The sequence below is a fragment of the Vibrio sp. 1641 genome (assembly GCF_033339995.1).
GTDB classification, from domain to species: domain Bacteria; phylum Pseudomonadota; class Gammaproteobacteria; order Enterobacterales; family Vibrionaceae; genus Vibrio; species Vibrio alginolyticus.
Map to the genome: position 1 here is coordinate 361,966 of NZ_JAWOVP010000004.1, position 22,040 is coordinate 384,005.

Genomic DNA, 22,040 nt, shown 5'->3' on the forward strand with positions numbered 1-22,040 from the left:
ATGAAACCAGCACTCAGCAACAAAACTATACCACACCCGTCGACTTGGTCAGCAATGAACAACGGTCCGTGGGTGCTTGAGTCAATCCAGACCCGACTTGATGAATGGTGCCCGAAACTCTTCGGCTACCATATGCTCAAACTGGGCGGGTTGAGCTGTGAGCTAACCAGCTGTAATTGTAACATTCAACACCAAGTCAACGTAGATATCCAGAACCCGTTGCATAATGTGATTGCGGATGGTTACGAATTACCCTTTTTGGAAAAAAGCTTTGATGTTGTGATACTCGCTCATCAGCTCGACTATGCAAGCGATCCACACCGTTTGTTGCGTGAAGTCGATAGAGTGATGATGGATGATGGCTATGTAATTATTACTGGATTCAACCCATTAAGCTTGACTGGATTAGCGAGTTTGCTTCCATGGCGTAAACATAATTTGCCTTGGAGTGGACGAATGTTTACGTCGAACCGCATCAAAGATTGGTTAGGGTTACTTAATTATCAAGTGATTCATTGTGATCGTTATGCGCTGTTTCCGATGAAACGTTACCGTACGATGTGGACATGGTTGGAAAATAGTCTTGGTGATTGGGCATCACCCGCTGGGAGTTTGTATTACATAGTCGCGCGGAAACGGACATACCCTCTCAAGCCTATCAAACCGCATTGGCGCTTGAAGAAAAAGCTCACACCACTTGGGGTGATGAATCGAGAGGGTAACACTATGAGGAAAGAATCTCGCTAAGAGGGTTGGTAACCTGTATCTTCCTCAGTTGGGTTTTCTGCAGCAGTCCGGGCTAGCTCGTCACACATTTCGTTCTCACGATGGCCCGCGTGGCCTTTTACCCAATGCCATTCAACTTGATGGCGTGCGGTTTCTTTGTCTAGAGCTTGCCATAAATCGGCATTCTTCACGGGTTTTTTATCCGCTGTTTTCCAACCACGCTTCTTCCAGTTATGGATCCACTGAGTAATACCTTGGCGCACATATTGGCTGTCAGTCGTTAAAGTGACTTTGCAAGGTTGTTTTAGCGTCTGCAGCGCGACGACAGCCGCCAACATTTCCATGCGGTTGTTGGTAGTTAACGTATAGCCTTTGGAAAGTGTCTTTTCTACGTCTTTGTAACGCAATACTATGCCGTAACCACCTGGTCCTGGGTTACCTAAACAAGAACCGTCAGTGAAAATCTCAACGTGTTTGGTCATATTTTTTGGTACTATTAGCCGAAACATTTAATAAAGCATAGTCTGACATACATAACCTTATGAATACCAGCAGCAATTCTGAATATAACCGCATTGTCGTTCTCGATACCGAAACCACAGGTATGAACCGCGAGGGTGGTCCTCACTACATGGGACACCGCATTATTGAAATCGGTGCCGTGGAGATCATCAACCGTAAGCTGACTGGTCGTCACTTCCACGTTTATTTAAAACCCGATCGTGAAATCCAACCAGAAGCGGTGGAAGTTCACGGTATTACGGATGAATTCTTGGTTGATAAACCGGAATACGCGAGCGTGCACCAAGAGTTTCTTGAGTTTATTAAAGGCGCAGAACTTGTTGCCCACAACGCGCCCTTCGATACCGGCTTTATGGATTACGAGTTTGGCATGCTCGATCCTAACATCGGCAAAACGGACGACTACTGCAAGGTGACCGATACCCTTGCTATGGCGAAGAAAATCTTCCCTGGTAAGCGAAACAACCTTGATATCTTATGTGAACGTTACGGTATTGATAACTCGCACCGTACACTCCACGGAGCTTTGCTCGATGCGGAGATTCTAGCCGACGTTTACCTCTTTATGACGGGTGGTCAAACGAGTCTAGAATTTAACGCGAATAAACAAGAGGGTGGGGTAGAAACCATTCGTCGTATTGAAGGAAGAAAAGCGCTAAAGGTTTTGCGCGCAAGTGCCGATGAACTAGAAGCTCACCAAAAAAGATTAGAGTTGGTGAACGACTGTATTTGGCATCAATAGGAGAAGCTATGTTGAGGGCTTTGTTGGTCGCGTTTTTAGCGATATGGAGTAGTCTCTCGAGTGCTGCGAGTGAATCTACAATGTCTTTGTTAGACAATCGCTTTCGAGTTGATCCAACCATCGAGCAGATCACGTTTTTGGTTTATCGTGAGCAAAGTTCTCAGCCAGTTGTTTTAGTCCGTCCTGACGGTAAAAAATACTATGCTTGGGGCTCTTACGACAATGTACGTTGGTATCAAGAAGCCTCACTCGATATTATTTCCGTTGATAACCCGATGCCAGGTCCATGGCAGGCTGTGGGGAAAGTTACGCCTAAAAATAACATCCGCTTAATTTCTCACCTAAAGCTCAGTACGGATCTGTTCCCAAACCGATTATATAATGGGGAAGCGCTTAAGTTTACAGCTCGTCTGACCTCCGACGGCAAACCTCTTGTATTGCGCGACTTCCTTGATCGCGTGAATCTGCGCGTGACATTTACCAAGTTTGTCGAAAATGAAGATGAGCTGATCAAAGAAGCTCGTCCAGTGCCGATGGTTGTGGGTGAGTTTTCTGATGACGGCCGCGGCTTGGATGAAAAAGCAGGGGATGGTGTGTTTACGGTTCAGCTCCCGATAGACGTTGAGCCTGGTAAGTACCGCGCGCGCATCACGTCTGGCAATGGCGTATTCTTACGAGCGCAAGAACAAGTCATCTTGGTTTATCCGAACCCAATCTCTCGTACTTTTATTCAGGCTCGTAATTCCGATAAGCCACACCAATTAGTGGTGAGTGGCGAGCAAGGTATGATTGCACCAGGCTCTATAGCAGTCACAGTGAAAAAGGACGCACCCGATGGTTTCATTAGTTACAGCCAAGGACAGGTCTCTAAAGATGGAATGAGAGTTACGTTGAACCTCAATAACGATGCTGAGCTTGGTAAGTACGCATGGCGCGGCGAGATCTTTGCCACTGATTTTGCAACCCAGCGCTCGTTGGTGTTTCCTATCCCAGAGCAAACCTTCAGTGTTGTTGATGAAGTTGATCTAGAAGCTGCTCGAATTGCAAAAGAAGCTGAATTAGCCGAACAGCGCCGTATTGAAATGGAAAAGCAAATTATCGCTGAGCGAGAGGCTGAGCGTAAGCGCAGCATGATTATTATCGCGGTGGGTAATTTGATAATGCTGCTGATTGTGATCATTGCATGGATAGTCTGGCGCAAAATTAAAGCGAAGCGCGATGCCATGCCAGAGATGCAATTAGAAGTACCAAAGAAATAGTAGTAACACATAAAGCGAGAAACGGAGCCAATCGGCTCCGTTTTTTTATCAAGTTACCAAGTTGGAAGAAGAAAAATGGATAAATTATGAATATTTAAGTTTACTGTATTCAAATATATGTTTGGGATTTTATATAAATAATATATCATTTTTACTTTCTAAATTGGTTGCATTTTTAATGTGACTAACTTTCAAAACAATCAATTAAAGATAAAAGAAATAATGAATAAAATTTTAGCTTTTTTTTGTGCAGTGATAATTGTAGGTTGTTCTTCTATTGATAATGGTGTTAATAATCCAGATTCGGGAAGTAATAATTTAAAATCACTTGATACCTTCACTTTCGATCCCTTAAGTAAAATCCAAAAAGTAGAAATACCAACTTATTATGATGGCTTGTTTGATACAGCAAGACCCTATTTAGATGAAAAGTACCCTTACACTTATGTCAGTAAACCTCAAGCATACATAATTGATGACGAGATTATTTCTTTTGCTCCCTGGTTTCCTGTCGAAGGAAGGTTTACGGTTTTTCCAACCGCTCACTATATAGTTATAACTCAAGAAACCGAGAGTGGCTTAGTCTCCGCACGATTTAATCATGAACAAGTAATTAAGCTGTTAAGTGAAGAGTATAAAATTACTGAGCATACAAGTCCGTTTTTTCATTATGTTCTAGAGGTTTCTCCAAGTGAACAAGCCAATTTTGTAGAAGATATCCATAAAAAATTGAGTAGACTTCCTTCAGAATAAGGGTTTCTGGTTGAATTTTGATCAATAAAGTCAGGGGTTCTGGCTTTATTGATTGCATGGAGTTCTATTCATATTGATTTGGGCTTTGTAATAGGTAGTACGCCATAATAACAAGAGCCGATCTTGTAGGGTTTCTGGATAAATATTCAGCTGTGCGTGATAAATAAGAATAAGTAAACGCGAGGTCTCTGATGAAATACAAAAAGCGTCAGAAGTACAAATACACTCTCCATTCTGAAGAAAAGATTGAGACTCACATTTCAGTGAGTCAGGCGTATGACAGCCCTTTTCTTAGTTTGTCCAAACAAGGCGTGTTAACGATTAAAAAGGGCTATGCATGGGATGGAGCGAGTGGGCCAGCGTTAGACACAAAAAACATTATGAAAGCTTCTTTAGTGCATGATGCTCTTTACCAACTCATGAGGGAAGAGGTGTTGCCTCAAAGTGCTCGAAAGCATGCGGATACGTTGTTGAGAGAAACATGTTTAGAAAAAGGAATGTCTAGCTTCAGAGCAACTTATATCTATTATGGCGTCAGAGTTGTCGGCGGGTTCTTTTCTAGACCCGATACTTTGTGTGCTTAATGGGAACATCTTTCCAACGTTTAACTGTTTATTTATACAGTTTAGTTATGTAAGCTCCAAGGTGATACAAAGGAGTAGTACATAATGACAATAAGATATGAAGAGCATGTGCCAAGCCCGAAAGAATACTGTGATATGCGTATCAAAGCCGGGCTATCACCCAAATCGTTGAAAGCTGCTGAAATTGGTCTACCCAATTCGTTATATGGCGTATCTGTTCGGGATGAAGGAAAGCTCATTGCAATGGGTCGGGTTGTTGGTGACGGGGCGTGTAACTTCGAAATTGTCGACGTTGCCGTTGATTCTGATTATCAAGGCAACGGTTTAGGTAGAAAAGTCATGGAATACATCGACGGTTATCTTTCTTCTGTTGCACTTGAAGGCTCTTACGTTTCTATGATTGCTGATGAACCGGTCTTTTACGAAAAGCTTGGTTATAGGCTGGTGGCTCCTAAAAGCCAAGGGATGACAAAAAAGTTTAAGCCAAAGGCGTAACACGTATTCAGCTGTGAAGATAAGCACTAGAAAACAGGAGTTTAATTTCCTGTTTTCTATATTAAATTTGTATTTAAGCCACTTCTGGAATAGGTTTGGGTGGCTGCTCTAAATCAGGCTCTTTTTGAACAGTAGGAATTTGTCCCTCACCCACAGCACTGATGTAACAGCCACTAAGTTTAATGGCAAGGTACATATCAGCTCGCAGTAAGATGCCTCCTTCACTGGTGCTGATACCAGTAAGCTCACACCATTGACGAAGACGTCGTTTCCTTCCTGCGAGGATTAAGCGTACACCTCTCTTTTTCAAAGTATTGTGAATATCTGCCAGTGTTGCCATCACACTGAGATCCAAGTGAGTAAAGCTCGATACGGCGTCGATGACAACGCAACTTGCGTCTTTGTGATGCTCTGCCTGCTCTAACACTCTACGTTTAAAGTAAGGAGCATTGAAGTAAGTTAGCGGTGAGTTAAAGCGGTAAATCACCATTCCAGGAATAGGCGAAGCTTTTCCTGAGTCGTCGATGGTCCGAATGGTACCTTTTTCATCCAAGCCAAGTAGCTGATCACTCGGTCGCATGACAATCCGTAAAAATTGAAACAGCCCTAACAGTACCGCCAAAGTGATCCCCGGTATTACACCCACGATCAACACAGAAATAAAAGTAATGATGGCCAGATAAAATGCATCTTTGTCACGAGATTTTAATTTCCAAATTGCTTTAAGATCGAGCAGCGATAGGGACGCAATGATCAATACAACACCAAGTGAAGCGATAGGGATGAACTGTAAAGGCTCGTAAATAAATACCGCAATAATGGCAATGGTGATTGCGGCGACAATCGAAACTAATTGAGATTTACCGCCATTTGCATCATTGACGGCTGTGCGTGAGTCAGCGCCGCTTATCGCGAAACCTTGCGAAAACGCTGAGGCAATGTTGGCAAAACCCAACGCCTGAAACTCTTTATTAGCATCAATATCATAACCGTTTTTAGCAGCGAAACTGCGGGCGGTGAGCATCATGCTAACAAAACTGACAATCGCAAGGTTGAGCGCCGGGACCACTAGTTCACGGACTTCACCTAGCTCAAACTCCGGTGTTTGAAACTGAGGGAAGCCACCTTGAGTGAGTCCGACAACCGATACGCCCATCTCTTGTAAATGGAAAAACCAAACTGACGCAGTAGTTACGAGGATCGCCAGCATGGCAGCAGGCCAAGTTGGTCGGTAGCGTTTGGTGAGCAAATAAACGACAACTGTCACGATACTCAGAGTTACAGTAGGCCAATGAAGATCGGTTAATCGTTGTGGAGCTTCCCATAAACGTTCCAGTAAATAACGTTGCTCGTATTTCAAACCGACTACTTTCGCAAACTGACCAACGATAATTGTGAGAGCAACACCGTTGAGTAGACCCAAAAGAATCGGACGAGAAAGGAAATCTGCAAATACCCCTAGCTTGAAACGACTTGCCAGTACACACCAAATTCCCGTCATCGCTGTCATGGTCATAACCAACTGCCAATGTTTTGTGGGGTCACCTGCGGCAAGTGGTGTCACAACAGCAGCAATCACTGCACAGGTTGCTGCATCGGGTCCGACAATGAGTTGCCGAGATGTGCCCATCATGGCGTAAACCAACATTGGCAGTACACACGAATACAGACCGACAATTGCGGATACACCAGTTAATTGTGCGTAAGCTATGGCAACTGGCAGTGCAACCGCGACAACAGAAAAGGCGGCTCTAAAGTCGTTAACAAACCATTCTTTTTGATAATGCTTAAGCTGAACAAGCCCTGGGAACCACTGTGCGAGTAATATTTTAGCCAACGGATTTACCATATATGTAAGTGAGTTACTTAAAGTATACACCGCTTAGTTGGAACGTCTGTGAGTTAGTTATCACTGGAAATCGGGGGAAAGATTGGAGTGCGAGGATTTTATTGCGCAGGGGGGAGCTTTGTAGTGTGAGGTGTTATGAATCCGATTCTGGAAGCAATAAAAAACGGGAGCTGATACTCCCGTTTGTGGTCTCAGATTCTAGAGTTACGCGACACTATCCATCTGAGGGTATAGCGGCTTTGCGGCAAGCAGTTCCGGCTCAAAATCGTCAACGTTGATTGTATCTAGACGATGCTGTTCCGCTTCTCTGAGTAGATCGGCTTCTTCTTGCGTGATAAAGCCTTGCTCTAGCCCTTCCTGAGCAATCATATCCAAACGTAAGAATGGGCGACGCTTACCTTGCGCTTTACATACTTTGTCAAACACAGGTTCAGCTTGAAGAATGACTGACAGCGCAAGCTCAATCTTACCTGCTGCGTTGTGCTCGGTTGGTTCAAGGTATTGACCGCGACCAATGCGTGAGCGCGTTGCACTTGGCGTTTGTAGAATGCGCGCCACTTTACTGTCTAGTTTATCGCTTGGCGCTTTGCGTACACGACCGAATGGCATGATTAACACGCGCAGTGCACGACCAATCACTTTGTTCGGGAAGTTTGCTAAGAATTCGTCTACCGCCACTTCCGCTTGTTTCAAACTGTCTTGTAGACCCCAGTGTACTAATGGTAAATCTTCGACTGGGCGGCCATCTTGCTCAAAACGTTTCAACGTCGCAGAGCTCAAATATAGCTGGCTTAGAATGTCACCAAGACGTGCTGATAGACGCTCTTTACGCTTCAAAGAGCCACCTAGCACTGCCATCGAGATATCCGATAGTAAGGCAAGGTTTGCACTGTAGCGGTTCAATTGTTGGTAGTAACGCTTGGTTGCATCTTTGGTTGGCGATGAAGAGCCCAGACCGTCGCTCAAACCAAACCAGATACTGCGCACTAGGTTACTCATTGTAAAGCTCACGTGACCAGCAAGCGCTTTATCAAATTTCTCGACAGCATTACTTGCTTCAGAATACGCCGCGTTCATTTCTTCAAGAACGTACGGATGGCAACGGATTGCGCCTTGGCCAAAGATGATCATTGAGCGTGTTAGAATGTTAGCACCCTCAACCGTTACTGCGATTGGCGCACCTTGGTAACCACGAGCTAGGAAGTTAGAAGGTCCCATACAGATACCTTTACCGCCTACGATGTCCATTGCATCGATGATGCTTTGCTGGCCGCGGTGCGTACAGTGATACTTCACGATAGCTGAGATAACTGAAGGTTTTTCACCTAAGTCGATACCCGCAACGGTTAAGTTGCTTGCTGCATCCATCACGTAAGCATTACCACCCAAGCGTGCTAATGGTTCTTCAACTCCTTCCATATGGCCGATCGGCTGTTTGAACTGACGGCGAATACGTGAGTAAGCACCGGTTGCCATTGCCGCAGTTTTGATGCCACCTGTTGAGTTTGAAGGTAGCGTGATACCACGTCCAACCGACAGACACTCAACCAGCATACGCCAACCTTGGCCCGCCATTTTTTCACCACCGATAATGAAATCGATAGGAACAAAGATGTCTTTACCGCGCGTTGGACCATTTTGGAATGGTACATTGAGCGGGAAGTGTCGGTTACCAATCTCAACACCTTTGACATCAGTTGGGATAAGCGCACAAGTGATGCCAAGATCTTCTTTGTCGCCTAGCAAACCTTCAGGATCGCGAAGTTTAAATGCTAAGCCTAGTACCGTTGCGACTGGCGCTAGGGTGATGTAGCGCTTGTTCCAAGTCAGGCGCATACCCAGTACTTCTTTTCCTTCCCATTCGCCTTTACAGACCACACCGTAATCTGGAATAGATCCAGCGTCAGAACCCGCTTCTGGACTTGTTAGGGCGAAACAAGGGATTTCCTTACCTTCAGCTAGACGCGGTAAGTAATGATTTTTTTGATCTTCAGTACCGTAGTGTTGCAGTAGCTCACCTGGGCCCAAAGAGTTAGGAACACCAACGGTAGACGATAGAACGCCAGAAACACCCGTTAATTTTTGTAGCACCAAAGATTGCGCGTATGCTGAGAATTCCAGACCACCGTACTTTTTCTTAATGATCATGGCGAAGAACTTATGATCTTTCAGGTATTGCCAAACTTCTGGCGGTAAGTCCGCGAGTTCATGGGTCACTTGGAAATCACTCACCATGGCGCACACTTCATTCACAGGGCCGTCTAAAAAGGCTTGTTCTTCCGCACTTAACTTAGGTGCTTGAATTGCGTGTAGCTTTTGCCACTCTGGTTTGCCTTTAAATAGTTCGGCTTCCCACCAGACGGTACCTGCGTCTAACGCTTCTTTTTCGGTTTGAGACATAGCTGGCAGCACTTTCTTGAAAAGCACTAACGCTTTGCGGCTAATTAAAGACTGACGTACGCCAGGAACCGCGAGCACAGCTGCGGCGAGAACGTAAATAACCCAACCAATAACGCCGACAGTACCAGCTACTGTAAGAGCCAGCATGGCTGCGGTGAGTAAGCTAATAGATTTCACGAGAGACATGCGGTGGTAGAGCGTAATGCCTAGCACGATCGCCATCGTGATGATTGAGAGCAAGATGTCCATATGTATTTTCCTTTTCAGACTTTATAAGTTTTGTACGTCTGTATGTTAGGTAAGAGGTCTAACCAGTTGGTTTAAGTGTAATCAAAATATTAAGGAAATGTAAAACATAAGATTGGATAAAAAGTGATCTAAGTAGAGTTAAAATTCTAAAGTTGAGATTTGAGTGATGGTTTCATGAGCAAGTTGACAAGTTTATTACCATCACTAATCTAAATCTGTTGGTTCACTATCGACACTAATTCTCGTTTGTGGGTAAACTCAGAGTAATCAAACCCGAGTTCAGGTTTATGAAATGTCCGATACCAAATTGGTATCAGAACAATTTGCTCAGTGAGTCAAGAGCTGACTGAAGCCGAAATAATAAAGAGAACGTCTTATGTACCATGATCTGATTAGAAGTGAATTAAACGAAGCTGCTGAAGTGCTCAACAAATTTTTAAGCGATGACCATAACATTGCGCAAATCGAAGCAGCGGCGAAAATGATTGCTGACTCATTCAAGCAAGATGGTAAAGTATTGTCATGTGGTAACGGTGGTTCTCACTGTGATTCAATGCACTTTGCCGAAGAGCTAACAGGCCGTTACCGAGAAAATCGTCCTGGCTATGCTGGTATTGCTATTTCAGATCCAAGCCACCTTTCTTGTGTGAGTAATGACTTTGGTTATGACTTCGTGTTTTCACGTTATGTAGAAGCGGTTGGTCGAAAAGGTGACGTACTGTTTGGTCTGTCGACGTCAGGTAACTCAGGTAACATCCTGAAAGCGATTGAGGCAGCGCAAGCTAAAGGCATGAAGACGATTGCGCTAACAGGCAAAGATGGCGGCAAAATGGCAGGCCTTGCAGATATTGAAATCCGCGTGCCACACTTTGGTTATGCAGACCGCATTCAGGAAGTTCATATTAAGATTATTCATATCATCATCCAGTTGATTGAAAAAGAGATGGAATAACCGTTTTACGGCCACCGTTTCGAGCTGTGTTGTTAGGGAGTTTTTTAAGCCATGTGTGAATTGCTCGGTATGAGCGCTAATGTTCCAACGGATATTTGTTTCAGTTTTACTGGGCTCATGCAGCGTGGAGGTCGAACCGGCCCACACCGTGACGGATGGGGGATCACCTTCTACGAAGGGAAGGGCTTTCGAACCTTCAAAGATCCCAAGCCAAGTTGTGAGTCTAAAATAGCAGAGTTGGTACAAAATTATCCCATCAAAAGTCGTGCGGTCGTTAGTCATATCCGACAGGCGAATCGTGGTGGTGTTAATTTAGAAAATACTCATCCCTTTACACGTGAGCTGTGGGGTAGGTATTGGACGTTTGCGCATAACGGTCAGCTCTCTGGCTATCAAGACTTGCATACAGGTCGACATCGACCTGTCGGTGAGACAGATAGTGAACTGGCATTTTGCTGGTTGTTGAAGCAAATGGAAGATCGATATCCTGAGCCACCAAAGGATATGGAGTCGGTATTCTTATATGTTGCTAAATGTTGTGATGAGCTAAAAGAGAAGGGTGTATTTAACATGCTTCTGAGTGATGGTGAGTATGTAATGACGTATTGCACCAATCATTTGTATTGGATCACAAGACGCGCACCGTTTGGAAAAGCCGCGTTGCTTGATGAAGATGTGGAAATTAACTTCCAAGAAGAAACAACGCCACACGACATCGTTTCTGTGATCGCAACTCAACCTTTGACGGGCAACGAAGCTTGGCAGCGTATGAAACCTGGCGAATACGGCTTGTTTCACCTAGGTGAACTAGTCAAAAATAATGCCTCTGAACTGGTAAATGTGCCGTTTGCGGCGGCTAAGCCAGGCAATCAAGCGCCAACCGAACCGTTAGAGTGATGGTCTCTTACTCTGAATATAAAAATAAAGCTCGCTCAATCGCGAGCTTTATTTTTATGCGTTTTAAACCGAGGGCGGATACGGATGAGCATTCTTACTTTCTAGAGTGCTGGTAGTAGAGTCCTAGTCTCGCTAAGGCTTGCTGTAAAGACGTAACTGATAGAAATTTCTCATAAAACACCTCGTCAGTCTGAACGGTGAAGAACGAACCAGATTCAGAATCTACTTTCCGAGTGTTATGTTACTCAAGTGGTTATGGGATTTTTTAGAATGTTGGGTTTTAGGTTTCTAGTCTCACTACGGCTTTTTTGAATCAAGTTTATAAGTATTAAAACAACCAAGAGCAGCCCTCAGGCTGCTCTTTTGTGCTTGGAGTTTATTATTCAGGGCTACTCATCTGAGGCGTACCCATGTACGCCAAGCTCTGCGCCATCTAAATAGGCTTTACCATCCTTCATGCTCAACCGCTCGTCTACCAGCCACTTAGCCACCATAGGGTAGATTCGGTGCTCCTGCGCCTGAACACGTGCCGCAAGTACACTAGCATCATCGTCTTCGAACACAGGAACTTTTGCTTGCAGTATGACAGGGCCACCATCAAGCTCTTCCGTTACAAAGTGCACACTCGTACCATGTTCTTTGTCGCTAGCATCAATTGCTCTCTGGTGTGTGTGTAGCCCAGGATATTTTGGTAGAAGAGAAGGGTGGATATTGATCATCTTACCCATGTAATGAGAAACAAATGCGCTGCTCAGAATGCGCATGTAACCAGCAAGAATAATCACGTCTGGTTGGTATTCATCTATTTGACTCATTAGCTCTGCATCAAAGCTTTCACGCGATCTGAATGCTTTAGGGTCGACAAAGTGACCGTCCACATCAAACTTTTTTGCACGTTCTAAACCAAAAGCATCTGCTTTGTTAGAGAACACGGCTGCCACTCGTGCGTTTGGCATGCTGTCTTCGCAAGCTTCCAAGATAGCTTGCAGGTTACTTCCGTTACCCGAGATGAGGACCACAATGTTTTTTAGGGTATGGTTTTTCATGATGTCGAGAGCGCCTTGGTATTGTAGGTTGGAGTTATGTAGCTTCTAAACTACCTACTAATAGAATGGTTTTTAGTGTTCTAGATAGCAAAATGAGGACCTAGTCATCTAGTGTCCTCATTCTTCTTATCTTTTGAGCTCGATTTGCAAATTATTGGATTTCAACTTGCTCTTCGTTCGCGTTTGCTTGTGCGATTTGACCAATCACCCACGCGTTTTCGCCTTCTTCTTTAAGAAGAGCAACTGCTGCATCTGCCTGGTCTTTCGGTAGTGCGACGATTAGACCTACACCACAGTTGAATGTGCGGTACATTTCGTGTGTGTCGACGTTGCCTTTCTCTTGTAGCCACTTGAAGATAACTGGCCATTCCCAACTGTTACCATCGATAACTGCTTTCGTGCCTTCAGGCAGTACGCGTGGGATGTTTTCCCAGAAACCACCACCAGTGATATGAGAAATCGCATGGATGTCGTGTTTCTCAATCATCTTAAGTGCTGACTTGATGTAAATTTTTGTTGGTTCCAGTAGGTGCTCACCAATAGTGCGTCCTGCTAGCTCTTCGCTCTTATCTGCACCAGATACTTCTAGAATCTTACGGATAAGGGAGTAACCATTTGAGTGTGGGCCGCTTGAACCAACAGCGATAAGTGCATCACCAGCAGCGACTTTCGTGCCATCAATCACGTCTTCTTTTTCTACTACGCCAACACAGAAACCAGCTACGTCGTAGTCTTCGCCTTCATACATGCCCGGCATCTCCGCAGTTTCGCCACCAATTAGGGCACAACCTGCTTGAACACACCCTTCTGCGATACCTGAAACAACATCCGCTGCGGTATCAACGTCTAGTTTGCCTGTTGCATAGTAATCTAGGAAAAACAGTGGCTCTGCCCCTTGCACGATAAGATCATTTACACACATTGCCACTAGGTCGATGCCGATCGTGTCGTGCTTATTCATATCCAGTGCTAGGCGAAGTTTGGTGCCAACGCCATCAGTACCAGAAACCAGTACAGGTTGTTTGTATTTAGTTGGCAATTCGCATAGCGCGCCAAAACCACCGATACCACCCATAACTTCAGGGCGACGAGTACGTTTTACCGCACCCTTAATACGATCCACAAGCGCGTTGCCTGCATCAATATCTACACCAGCGTCTTTATAGCTAAGAGAAGAGTTGTTACCACTCACAGGGAAGTCCTCGGTATTAAGTTGGATATGAAAACGGCGCTATTCTAACAGTGCTTAAACATAGATAGCAAACGTTTGCGTCTGTTTTTTTCTTTAGTGATTTATCCTGATATCCCTGTGAAAATCATGTATAATCTGAAGGTTTGTTTAAATATTGCCAACTATAGCCGGAGATGGACATGAAAGTTGTTGAAGTAAAGCACCCTCTAGTAAAACATAAAATTGGTCTAATGAGAGAAGGTGACATCAGCACAAAACGTTTTCGTGAGTTAGCGACTGAGGTCGGTAGCCTACTTACTTACGAAGCAACGTCAGACTTTGAAACAGAAAAAGTGACCATTGATGGTTGGAACGGTCCGGTAGAAGTAGACCAGATTAAAGGTAAAAAAGTAACCGTAGTGCCAATCCTACGTGCAGGTCTAGGCATGATGGATGGAGTTCTTGAGCACATGCCAAGCGCACGTATCAGTGTTGTGGGTATTTATCGTGATGAAGAAACGCTTGAGCCAGTTCCTTACTTCAACAAGCTTGCTTCAAACATCGAGGAGCGTATTGCGCTTGTTGTTGACCCAATGCTTGCAACAGGTGGTTCTATGATTGCTACGATCGATCTCCTAAAAGAGAAAGGTTGTAACCAAATCAAAGTGCTGGTACTTGTTGCTGCACCAGAAGGTATTGAAGCGCTAGAAAAAGCACACCCAGATGTTGAGCTATACACTGCGGCAATCGATGAGAAGCTTAATGACAAAGGCTACATCGTTCCGGGTCTAGGCGATGCAGGTGATAAGATCTTCGGTACTAAGTAATTCTTTGATGTATTACTATGACTGAACAGAAAAAGGCTTGGTGAAAACCAAGCCTTTTTTGTATCTACAAGAGGAGAAGAGTAAGACACGCCAACTAATAAAGCGGCGCAAACGAACTATTTCGCGCTTTCTTCTTCCATTTGTGCGTTATCCACAACGTGGTTTTCACCTAAATCGTTTGGTAGCACAAGGTTAAGAATAATTGCCACGATACCGCATAGGCTCACACCTTGTAGACTGAACTCACCAATACCGAAAGCCATACCACCAATGCCAAACACAAGTGTTACGGCAACAATCACTAGGTTACGAGACTTATGTAAATCAACGTTATTCTTGATCAGTGTGTTGAGGCCTACCGTTGCGATGGAGCCGAACAGCAGAATCATGATGCCGCCCATAACAGGAACTGGAATCGTTTGAAGAACCGCACCTAGCTTACCTACCAATGCAAGTACGATTGCGGTGATTGCTGCCCAAGTCATGATCACAGGGTTAAATGCTTTGGTTAGCATTACCGCTCCTGTTACTTCACTGTAAGTGGTGTTTGGTGGAGCACCCACCATCGAAGCTGCGATAGTTGCCACCCCGTCACCTGCGATTGTGCGGTGAAGGCCTGGTTTTTTCAGGTAGTTTTTACCTGTAACGTTTGAGATAGCAAGCATGTCACCTACGTGCTCAACCGCAGGTGCGATAGCGACAGGAATCATGAACAAAATTGCGTTGATATTGAACTCTGGCGCGGTGAAGTTTGGCATGGCTAGCCAAGCCGCTTGTTCTACGGGAGTGAAATCAACCACACCGTAGAATAGAGAAACAGAGTAACCAGCAAGAATACCACCAACAATAGGAACGAGCTTCAAAAAGCCTTTTGCAAAAACGCTAAGTACAATGGTTGTGAGCAGTGAGACCGCCGAGATAATGATCGCAGCATCACCATTAACTAGCTGTGCAGCTCCATCACCAGTTTTACCTACCGCCATGTTCACTGCTGTTGGGGCAAGGCCAAGGCCGATAACCATGATCACAGGGCCAACGACAACAGGCGGGAGAATTTTATGGATAAATCCAACACCGCGCACTTTGATCATCGCCCCTAGAGCCACATAAACTAAGCCCGCTGCCATCAAGCCGCCCATCGTTGCACCGATACCCCAAGTTTGGATACCGAACATAATAGGAGCAATAAACGCAAAAGAAGAGGCAAGGAAGATGGGAACAGAACGTTTAGTCATTAATTGGAAGAGGAGAGTACCGACACCGGCACCAAAGAGGGCTACGTTTGGATCAAGGCCAGTTAGGAGCGGCACAAGCACCAAAGCACCAAAAGCGACAAAGAGCATTTGAGCGCCTTGTAACGCGTTTTTCATAATAATTCCCTATTTTCAAGATACGCAGACAAATCCGGCGAATACTATCATCCTGCAATCGTTTGCAATGTTGCATAGATCAAACTTTCGATTGAATTTTTCTCATAAATAGCACTTTTGAGAGTTGCTTGCTTGCAAATTGTCCTCTTTTACGTGTCTTGCGTGAAGATGAAAAATGGACAGCCTAACTTGTTGAGATAGCTTAATAAGCAATGAGTTTATTATAAAAAATAGCACTGAAGCGCTGGTTGAGGCCCGAGTTAACAAAGCTGGTCATAATACAGACAATTTACTCAGTACTTGCCTTGCTCAAGATTTGATAGTTGCTTATTATTCGGGTTCTTGTTCAGAGGATTATAAAAACTATGCGCTATTTAGCTCTCTTACTGATAGGTTGGTTGTCCCTACCAGTATATGCATTAACTCAGGTGGATATCTATCGTGCCGAAGTGGTTATCGACAGTGAGCAGAACGACGGTGAGTCTTTGGCTCGTCAACAAGGTATGCAGGATGTGATTGTTCGAGCGACCGGTTCTCAATCCTCTTTAAGCAATCCAGTGATTAAAAAGGCACTCAGCTCAAGTGCGCGTTACATTTCTCAACTGAGCTATGGGCAGGTTGATGGAAAAGCGAGCCTAAAAATGTTGTTTAACAACGACCAAATCAGCTCTCTTTTAACACAAGCACAATTGCCATCTTGGTCGCCAAATCGTGCCAATATTTTAGTTTGGATGGTTGAAGAACGGGGTTACGATCGTAACATTGCGTGGGAACATTCTGAATCTTCAAATGTTGCAGCACTTCGTAGCGCAGCGAAATTAAGAGGCCTACCAATCACTATCCCGGTTGGGGATTTTGATGATGTGACCGGTGTTAATGTCTCTGATCTTTGGGGCGGCTTTATTGAGCCAATTGGTCAAGCCAGCCAGCGCTACCCAGCTGACGCCGTTTTGGTTGTACGATCTCAAGGTGAACAAATTCGTTGGACACTCTACGACCAGTCGCCAACGAGAATTGTAGAAGCGCAACGTTCTCCGCGTAGCGGGTCTGCATCAGGTGCTAATGCTATTGCAGAAATGGTGGATGGCATCGCAGACTACTATGCAAGTAAGAGTGCAGTTGTGGTTTCAGGAAAGTCTTCAAAAGCGCTAGCAGTGAAAGTCCTTAATGTAACCTCTGCCACGGACTTCTTCCGTTTAGAGAATGCGTTAAAACAACTTAATTCGGTTGCGGGTACAGAGATTAAGCGTGTTCAAGGGGACGAGTTAACGCTCAACATTCACCTTTTGGCATCACAACAAGCTTTTGAGAAAGAAGCTGCTTCTATTTCTCAATTAATGGTTTTTGAAGATCCTTTAGGTGAAGTTGATGCCCCAGCTTCAACTCAAGAAGAAGAGCCATTGGTTCAGAGTAATGAAGCAAAAGACGCCGCGACGCCAAAAGAAGCACAGCCTGAAGTACCAGTAGATATTGTGGCAGAAGCAAGTGACGAAACACAGCCAACTCAGCCGATGATTGTGGAGCCTGTCCGAGAACAGTATGACTTGATCTACGAGTGGCGCTCGGCATCGTAATCGCCTTGGTAGCGTTCCAGGCGTGAAACGCAAGGATCAAAGACCAATGTGGTAAGCATAAAAAAGAGTCGCAATAGCGACTCTTTTTGTTTTCTAAATTCGTATTCGAACCAATGATCAGTGATTGACTGCGATTGGCGTTATTTATTGAATTTCGCTTTTTCTTCTTTTTCTACTTGAGAGAGGCGTTTCAACTTAAGACCTAGCTCTTTGCCTCTCGCTCTAGCAAACAAAATATTGCCAGCGAAACCAAGTGAAGTCAGTATCAGTTCCACTGCCGCAAGCCAGCGTTCACCCCCATCCACATAAAGGATGGTCAGAGCATGCAAGAAATACAGCATAAGAACAAAGTTAGCCCAAGCATGAGTGTAAGGCTTACCAGCCAAAATACCAGGCAACGGAAGTAGTAGCGGAATACACCAAGCAATAGCAAGTGTTGTGCTGCTGAGGTGAGGATGAGGGGATAACGCAAGCTGCCAAATAGCGACCCAAGCTAATAATGCTAAGTTGCCAAATAAAGCCAGGTAACGATAGGTTTTAGCCTGTGTACCGAGTGGTGTTTGGTCTAAAGAGTCAGACATCGATTAACTATCCTTGATTTTACTAACAGACTTTTAGTTTTAACGCTGCAGTTGCCAGCCTTTTGCCTAATTGTTGTGCCAGGCGAATCTCTTCACCGCTTAGGGTTGCCTCATGGCCTACACTGCTGGCGCCATACGGAGTGCCTCCGGACTGCGTAGTGTGTAACTCTGGCTCGGAATAAGGAATGCCCAAAACCATCATCCCGTGATGCAATAAAGGGGTCATCATGCTTTGTAACGTTGTTTCTTGACCACCATGCATCGAGGACGAAGAGGTAAAGACACAAGCAGGCTTATCGATTAAGTCACCACTGACCCATAAAGATGTAGTCTGATCCCAGAAGTGCTTTAAAGGCGCAGCCATGTTGCCAAACCAGACGGGACTGCCAAACGCTAGACCGTCGCACGTTTTCAGTTCCTCTAGAGTAACAATTGGATCAGAAGGGGAGTGTGAGTGAGGTGACAATTCTTCAACTGTACGCAAAATTGCTTGGCATTGAGGAGTCGATTCGACTCCTCTTGCTATTTGTCTTGCCAGTTGTTTTGTCGAGCCATGACGGCTGAAATACAAAATAAGGATCTGGCAATCCATTTATAAAATATCCAACACTTGCTCTGGTGGGCGACCAATTTTTGCTTTGCCGTTAGCAACGACTACCGGACGCTCAAACAACTTTGGATTTTTCGCCATTGCTTCGAATAATTGCTCATCGCTGACGGAGTCTTCGCCTAAGCCAAGCTCTTTATATTCACTTTCTTTAGTGCGCATCATTTCACGTACAGATGAAAAGCCAAGCTGGGCGTACAGCGCTTTTAGTTCATCCACGTTAAGTGGTGTGTCTAGGTATTTGACGACTTCCGGTGTAACACCATTTTGCTCAAGCAGTTCAAGTGTTTGACGGCTCTTTGAGCAACGAGGGTTGTGATAAATCACGACTGACATGGTTTTCTCCATTTCGTTATTGTAATGCCATGAATCGATCTCTTTGGATCATGAGTTGGTCGATACGGGCATCGTATCGTGCTTGCTCTAAGCTGCCCAACTTGGCCATTTTACTTGCTTCACTATAATATTGAATCGCTTTATTCCAATTTGCTCGCAATGCCAAAATTTCTGCTCGAGCAGCCAACTCTTCATCGCTACGCCCCAGCGCGTGGTAGCTCTTCGATATTAGGTGCCAGCCATTTGTATCTTCAGGATAGTCATGAGTGTATCTTTGAAGAACTCGCGTGGCTTGATCGTTTTTATTGTCCTCAAGTAGCGCATTGGCGTAGTTAATGGTCAATACTTTATTTTGAGGGTTACGAGATAACGCTTTGCGGAGCATCTCGGTTGCTTTTTCTGGCTGCTTCTTCTCGATGTATAAATCCGTCATAGCGTCCAAGTAAAACGGGTTACTTGGGTCTTGTTCCAGTAACTTTTTCAAAATTGGTTCCGCTTGAGATAAGCGTTTATTGTCTAAATGCACGAGTGCTCGACCATAATCAAAAGCAGGTGTAATGTCCGCAGAGGCTTTCTTTTGGGTTCTCTCAAACCAGCTCAGGGACGCTTGTCCATCAATGCCAGCGTAACGAGCCACAATGCGCGCGCGAGCTAGATGATAGTCTATTGAAGGCACAACACGCATTGGAGGATAGGTTCTTGCTCGCGCACGGCTATCGGTAATTCGATCTTCAGGCAGAGGGTGAGTCAGGAGCATTGGTGGCGGTTTACTCGCATAACGATACTCATCAGCAAGACGGCCAAAAAACCTTGGCATTGCTTGAACATCAAAACCGGCTTTTGCTAGTGTCGAAATACCAAAGCGATCCGCTTCTTTTTCGTTTGCACGAGTGTAGTTGATTTGACTTTGCATGTTGCCCGCGGTTGCTGCTGTAATTGCAGCCATCCCCGCTTCGGGTGAGGCAATTGAAAGCAGTAGTGCCCCCGCAAGTGCGGCTAATGTGGCCGGAGAGCGGCGTGCTTGTTCTTCCATACTCCGAGCAAGATGACGTTGTGTGACGTGCGCTATCTCGTGAGCGACAACAGAGGCCAGCTCACTTTCTGAACGAGCATGAAGAAACAACCCAGAATGCAGCGCTACATAGCCACCAAAAAACGCGAACGCGTTGATATTACGGTCGCGAATCATAAAGAAGTGGAACGGCGTTTTTACATCATTCGCATTGGCCACTAATTTGTGCCCAAGAGAGTCAATATATTCATTGATGACAGGGTCATTAACGATAGGTTTACTGGCTCTGAGCATACGCATATAGGCGTCGCCATAAATCAACTCTTGGTCTATTGAAAGCGTACCACCAGCAGCTGTGCCAATGTCTGGCAAGTCAATGCTATTGGCATAAGTTGTCGGCGAACTGATGGCAGCAGTAAGACATAAGCAAACTAGCGAGCGAGTGCGTTTTAACATACGTTTAAAAGGTTCTCCAAAATACATAAGCATGTGGTTACAGGTCGAGAGCCTATTAACAGCGCCACATACGTTTTGGTTATCCGTGAGGATATAAGCTAACAGTAAGACCGGAAATAAATGAATTGGTTTCGTAAATTATTTTATATCCGAGCTATTTCAGCATGTGGTTAAATCATGTCAGAAGTGCTAGCACCAGCTCAAAAAGCCGTTACAATACAACCCTATCATAAGTGCAGAGCAATACAATGGAATCCATGTTACTTGATTTGCGTGAGCAACGTTGTCCTATGGCACTGTTACTTGCAAAGCGTCATGCTGCTGAGGTCTTTCAAGGAGAAGCAAAGCAGTATCATCAACTTGTCATTCAAGTGGTGGACAACAGCTCTAAACGAGACATTGTGAACTATCTTAGTGCCCAAGGGTACTCGGTTGATTGCCAATCTACATCAGAGCACTACACATTGACTGTCTTCAATAAGGAATCCGCATAAGATGTTTGAAATGGTTAGTCGTTGGTATAAACGACGTTTCTCTGACCCTCACGCAGTAAGTCTCGTCGCGATCTTGCTGTTTGGCTTTATCACCATTTACTTCTTTGGACACTTGATTGCGCCATTACTTGTCGCGATCGTTTTGGCTTATCTACTTGAATGGCCAGTTGTCAAAATGTGTCGTATGGGCGTGCCGCGCACTTTGTCGGTTATTATCGTGATCTTGGTCTTTGTCGGGTTAATGTTAATTGCGTTGTTTGGCTTGGTTCCGACGATTTGGACTCAGGTCGGTAATCTAATTAACGATATTCCGAACATGTACAACGGGCTACAAAAGTTTATTGTCACATTGCCAGAGCGCCACCCTGAACTAGCCAATTTAGAAATAGTAGAAACCGTGGTGACGAACGCCAAAAACCAAGCATTGGGGCTGGGTGAAAGTGTCGTCAAAGGGTCGCTTGCTTCATTAGTTAGCATTGCAACGCTAGCGGTATATTTGATCTTAGTGCCACTTCTGATCTTCTTTTTGCTTAAAGACAAAGAAGAAATGCTGCGAATCGCAAGCGGTATTCTGCCGAAAAACCGTAAATTGGCGAATAAAGTTTGGCATGAAATGAACGAGCAGATATCAAATTACATTCGCGGTAAAGTGTTAGAGATTTTAATCGTGGGCGGTGTGAGCTACGTGACTTTTGCCCTTTTAGATCTTCGTTACTCGGCGTTGCTTGCCGTAGCCGTTGGTCTGTCGGTTTTGATTCCTTATATCGGTGCGGCGGCTGTTACTGTACCTGTTGCCATCGTTGGTTTGTTCCAATGGGGTTTAACGCCTCCGTTTTATTGGTTGTTGCTTGCTTACGGTATTATCCAGGCGCTTGATGGTAACGTCTTGGTTCCTGTTCTGTTTTCCGAGGCAGTAAACTTACACCCAGTTGCTATCATTGTGGCTGTATTAGTCTTTGGTGGGCTATGGGGTTTTTGGGGGGTGTTCTTCGCCATTCCTTTAGCGACATTAGTCAAAGCCGTATGGCATGCCTTACCAAGCACGGAAGAAAACGAACCTGTCGAACAAGAGTAGTTGTTACCAAAGGTACAATGGTTAAAAGAAAGCCCAGCAGTTTGCTGGGCTTTTTGTTTGTAG

The 22,040-nt window shown here is 44.8% G+C and carries 22 protein-coding genes; 12 read left to right on the plus strand and 10 right to left on the minus strand.

What is annotated here, in order from left to right:
- Window positions 1-747 carry a class I SAM-dependent methyltransferase gene (locus tag R7Z47_RS12150; RefSeq protein ID WP_017636046.1) on the plus strand — a complete coding sequence of 249 codons (747 nt, stop codon included), beginning with the start codon at window positions 1-3 and terminating at the stop codon, window positions 745-747.
- Here R7Z47_RS12150 and rnhA read toward each other — a convergent pair.
- On the minus strand, window positions 744-1,208 hold the full coding sequence (rnhA, locus tag R7Z47_RS12155) for a ribonuclease HI (protein ID WP_005380384.1): 465 nt from the start codon (window positions 1,206-1,208) through the stop codon (window positions 744-746). The genes R7Z47_RS12150 and rnhA overlap by 4 nt on opposite strands.
- Before the next feature lie 59 nt (window positions 1,209-1,267).
- Between rnhA and dnaQ the strand changes: the two genes are divergently transcribed.
- The 5 genes from dnaQ to R7Z47_RS12180 all read left to right on the plus strand — a co-directional run bounded on the left by dnaQ (window position 1,268) and on the right by R7Z47_RS12180 (window position 5,081).
- On the plus strand, window positions 1,268-1,990 hold the full coding sequence (gene dnaQ / locus R7Z47_RS12160) for a DNA polymerase III subunit epsilon (RefSeq protein ID WP_005380385.1): 723 nt from the start codon (window positions 1,268-1,270) through the stop codon (window positions 1,988-1,990).
- An 8-nt stretch (window positions 1,991-1,998) separates the two neighbouring features.
- Window positions 1,999-3,249 (plus strand): TIGR03503 family protein, encoded by a 1,251-nt coding sequence (locus R7Z47_RS12165; RefSeq protein WP_031779044.1) that lies wholly within the window; start codon window positions 1,999-2,001, stop codon window positions 3,247-3,249.
- Window positions 3,250-3,429: 180 nt separating this feature from the next.
- A complete protein-coding gene (locus tag R7Z47_RS12170; RefSeq protein WP_137282305.1) occupies window positions 3,430-4,002 on the plus strand; it encodes a hypothetical protein in 573 nt (190 codons plus the stop codon).
- Window positions 4,003-4,193: 191 nt separating this feature from the next.
- Complete coding sequence (locus R7Z47_RS12175) at window positions 4,194-4,586, plus strand: DUF1353 domain-containing protein (protein WP_137282304.1); 393 nt, start codon at window positions 4,194-4,196, stop codon at window positions 4,584-4,586.
- Between the two features lie 84 nt (window positions 4,587-4,670).
- Window positions 4,671-5,081, plus strand: coding sequence for a GNAT family N-acetyltransferase (locus tag R7Z47_RS12180; protein ID WP_005391824.1), 411 nt, complete (start codon window positions 4,671-4,673; stop codon window positions 5,079-5,081).
- Window positions 5,082-5,154: 73 nt separating this feature from the next.
- Here R7Z47_RS12180 and R7Z47_RS12185 read toward each other — a convergent pair whose 3' ends face one another.
- Window positions 5,155-6,930 (minus strand): SulP family inorganic anion transporter, encoded by a 1,776-nt coding sequence (locus R7Z47_RS12185; RefSeq protein WP_005380390.1) that lies wholly within the window; start codon window positions 6,928-6,930, stop codon window positions 5,155-5,157.
- A 204-nt stretch (window positions 6,931-7,134) separates the two neighbouring features.
- The gene (fadE, locus tag R7Z47_RS12190; RefSeq protein ID WP_258480736.1) at window positions 7,135-9,579 is read right to left on the minus strand and encodes an acyl-CoA dehydrogenase FadE; all 2,445 of its coding nucleotides are present in this window, start codon (window positions 9,577-9,579) and stop codon (window positions 7,135-7,137) included.
- Between the two features lie 376 nt (window positions 9,580-9,955).
- On the opposite strand from fadE, the gene lpcA reads away from it, so the two are divergent.
- Window positions 9,956-10,531 (plus strand): D-sedoheptulose 7-phosphate isomerase, encoded by a 576-nt coding sequence (gene lpcA, locus R7Z47_RS12195; protein WP_033905501.1) that lies wholly within the window; start codon window positions 9,956-9,958, stop codon window positions 10,529-10,531.
- A gap of 51 nt (window positions 10,532-10,582) precedes the next feature.
- Window positions 10,583-11,428 (plus strand): class II glutamine amidotransferase, encoded by an 846-nt coding sequence (locus R7Z47_RS12200; RefSeq protein WP_005385395.1) that lies wholly within the window; start codon window positions 10,583-10,585, stop codon window positions 11,426-11,428.
- Between the two features lie 389 nt (window positions 11,429-11,817).
- On the opposite strand, the gene purN is transcribed toward R7Z47_RS12200, so the two are convergent.
- The gene (purN, locus tag R7Z47_RS12205; protein ID WP_258480734.1) at window positions 11,818-12,474 is read right to left on the minus strand and encodes a phosphoribosylglycinamide formyltransferase; all 657 of its coding nucleotides are present in this window, start codon (window positions 12,472-12,474) and stop codon (window positions 11,818-11,820) included.
- 151 nt (window positions 12,475-12,625) lie between these two features.
- Window positions 12,626-13,666 carry a phosphoribosylformylglycinamidine cyclo-ligase gene (gene purM, locus R7Z47_RS12210; protein ID WP_053349811.1) on the minus strand — a complete coding sequence of 347 codons (1,041 nt, stop codon included), beginning with the start codon at window positions 13,664-13,666 and terminating at the stop codon, window positions 12,626-12,628.
- A 179-nt stretch (window positions 13,667-13,845) separates the two neighbouring features.
- Between purM and upp the strand changes: the two genes are divergently transcribed.
- Window positions 13,846-14,472 carry a uracil phosphoribosyltransferase gene (gene upp / locus R7Z47_RS12215; RefSeq protein WP_005380401.1) on the plus strand — a complete coding sequence of 209 codons (627 nt, stop codon included), beginning with the start codon at window positions 13,846-13,848 and terminating at the stop codon, window positions 14,470-14,472.
- A gap of 116 nt (window positions 14,473-14,588) precedes the next feature.
- On the opposite strand, the gene R7Z47_RS12220 is transcribed toward upp, so the two are convergent.
- A complete protein-coding gene (locus tag R7Z47_RS12220; RefSeq protein WP_005389855.1) occupies window positions 14,589-15,842 on the minus strand; it encodes a uracil-xanthine permease family protein in 1,254 nt (417 codons plus the stop codon).
- Between the two features lie 365 nt (window positions 15,843-16,207).
- Between R7Z47_RS12220 and R7Z47_RS12225 the strand changes: the two genes are divergently transcribed.
- Window positions 16,208-17,416, plus strand: a complete 1,209-nt coding sequence (locus R7Z47_RS12225) for a DUF2066 domain-containing protein (RefSeq protein ID WP_213868594.1) — start codon at window positions 16,208-16,210, stop codon at window positions 17,414-17,416.
- Window positions 17,417-17,556: 140 nt separating this feature from the next.
- Here the strand turns inward: R7Z47_RS12225 and R7Z47_RS12230 are convergent, their stop codons facing one another.
- The 4 genes from R7Z47_RS12230 to R7Z47_RS12245 are packed head-to-tail and all read right to left on the minus strand — an operon-like array spanning window position 17,557 to window position 20,408.
- Window positions 17,557-17,997 carry a DUF2069 domain-containing protein gene (locus tag R7Z47_RS12230; RefSeq protein ID WP_005380407.1) on the minus strand — a complete coding sequence of 147 codons (441 nt, stop codon included), beginning with the start codon at window positions 17,995-17,997 and terminating at the stop codon, window positions 17,557-17,559.
- A 22-nt stretch (window positions 17,998-18,019) separates the two neighbouring features.
- On the minus strand, window positions 18,020-18,589 hold the full coding sequence (gene wrbA / locus R7Z47_RS12235; RefSeq protein WP_114323535.1) for an NAD(P)H:quinone oxidoreductase: 570 nt from the start codon (window positions 18,587-18,589) through the stop codon (window positions 18,020-18,022).
- Entirely contained in the window at window positions 18,590-18,940 is a 351-nt protein-coding gene (gene arsC, locus R7Z47_RS12240; RefSeq protein ID WP_005380410.1) for an arsenate reductase (glutaredoxin), read from the minus strand.
- Window positions 18,941-18,956: 16 nt separating this feature from the next.
- On the minus strand, window positions 18,957-20,408 hold the full coding sequence (locus R7Z47_RS12245) for a M48 family metallopeptidase (protein ID WP_262607100.1): 1,452 nt from the start codon (window positions 20,406-20,408) through the stop codon (window positions 18,957-18,959).
- A gap of 257 nt (window positions 20,409-20,665) precedes the next feature.
- Here R7Z47_RS12245 and R7Z47_RS12250 point away from each other — a divergent pair, with 257 nt between their 5' ends.
- Window positions 20,666-20,902, plus strand: a complete 237-nt coding sequence (locus R7Z47_RS12250) for a sulfurtransferase TusA family protein (protein WP_005380414.1) — start codon at window positions 20,666-20,668, stop codon at window positions 20,900-20,902.
- Window position 20,903: 1 nt separating this feature from the next.
- A complete protein-coding gene (locus tag R7Z47_RS12255) occupies window positions 20,904-21,977 on the plus strand; it encodes an AI-2E family transporter (protein ID WP_005389843.1) in 1,074 nt (357 codons plus the stop codon).
- Window positions 21,978-22,040 lie beyond the last annotated feature (63 nt).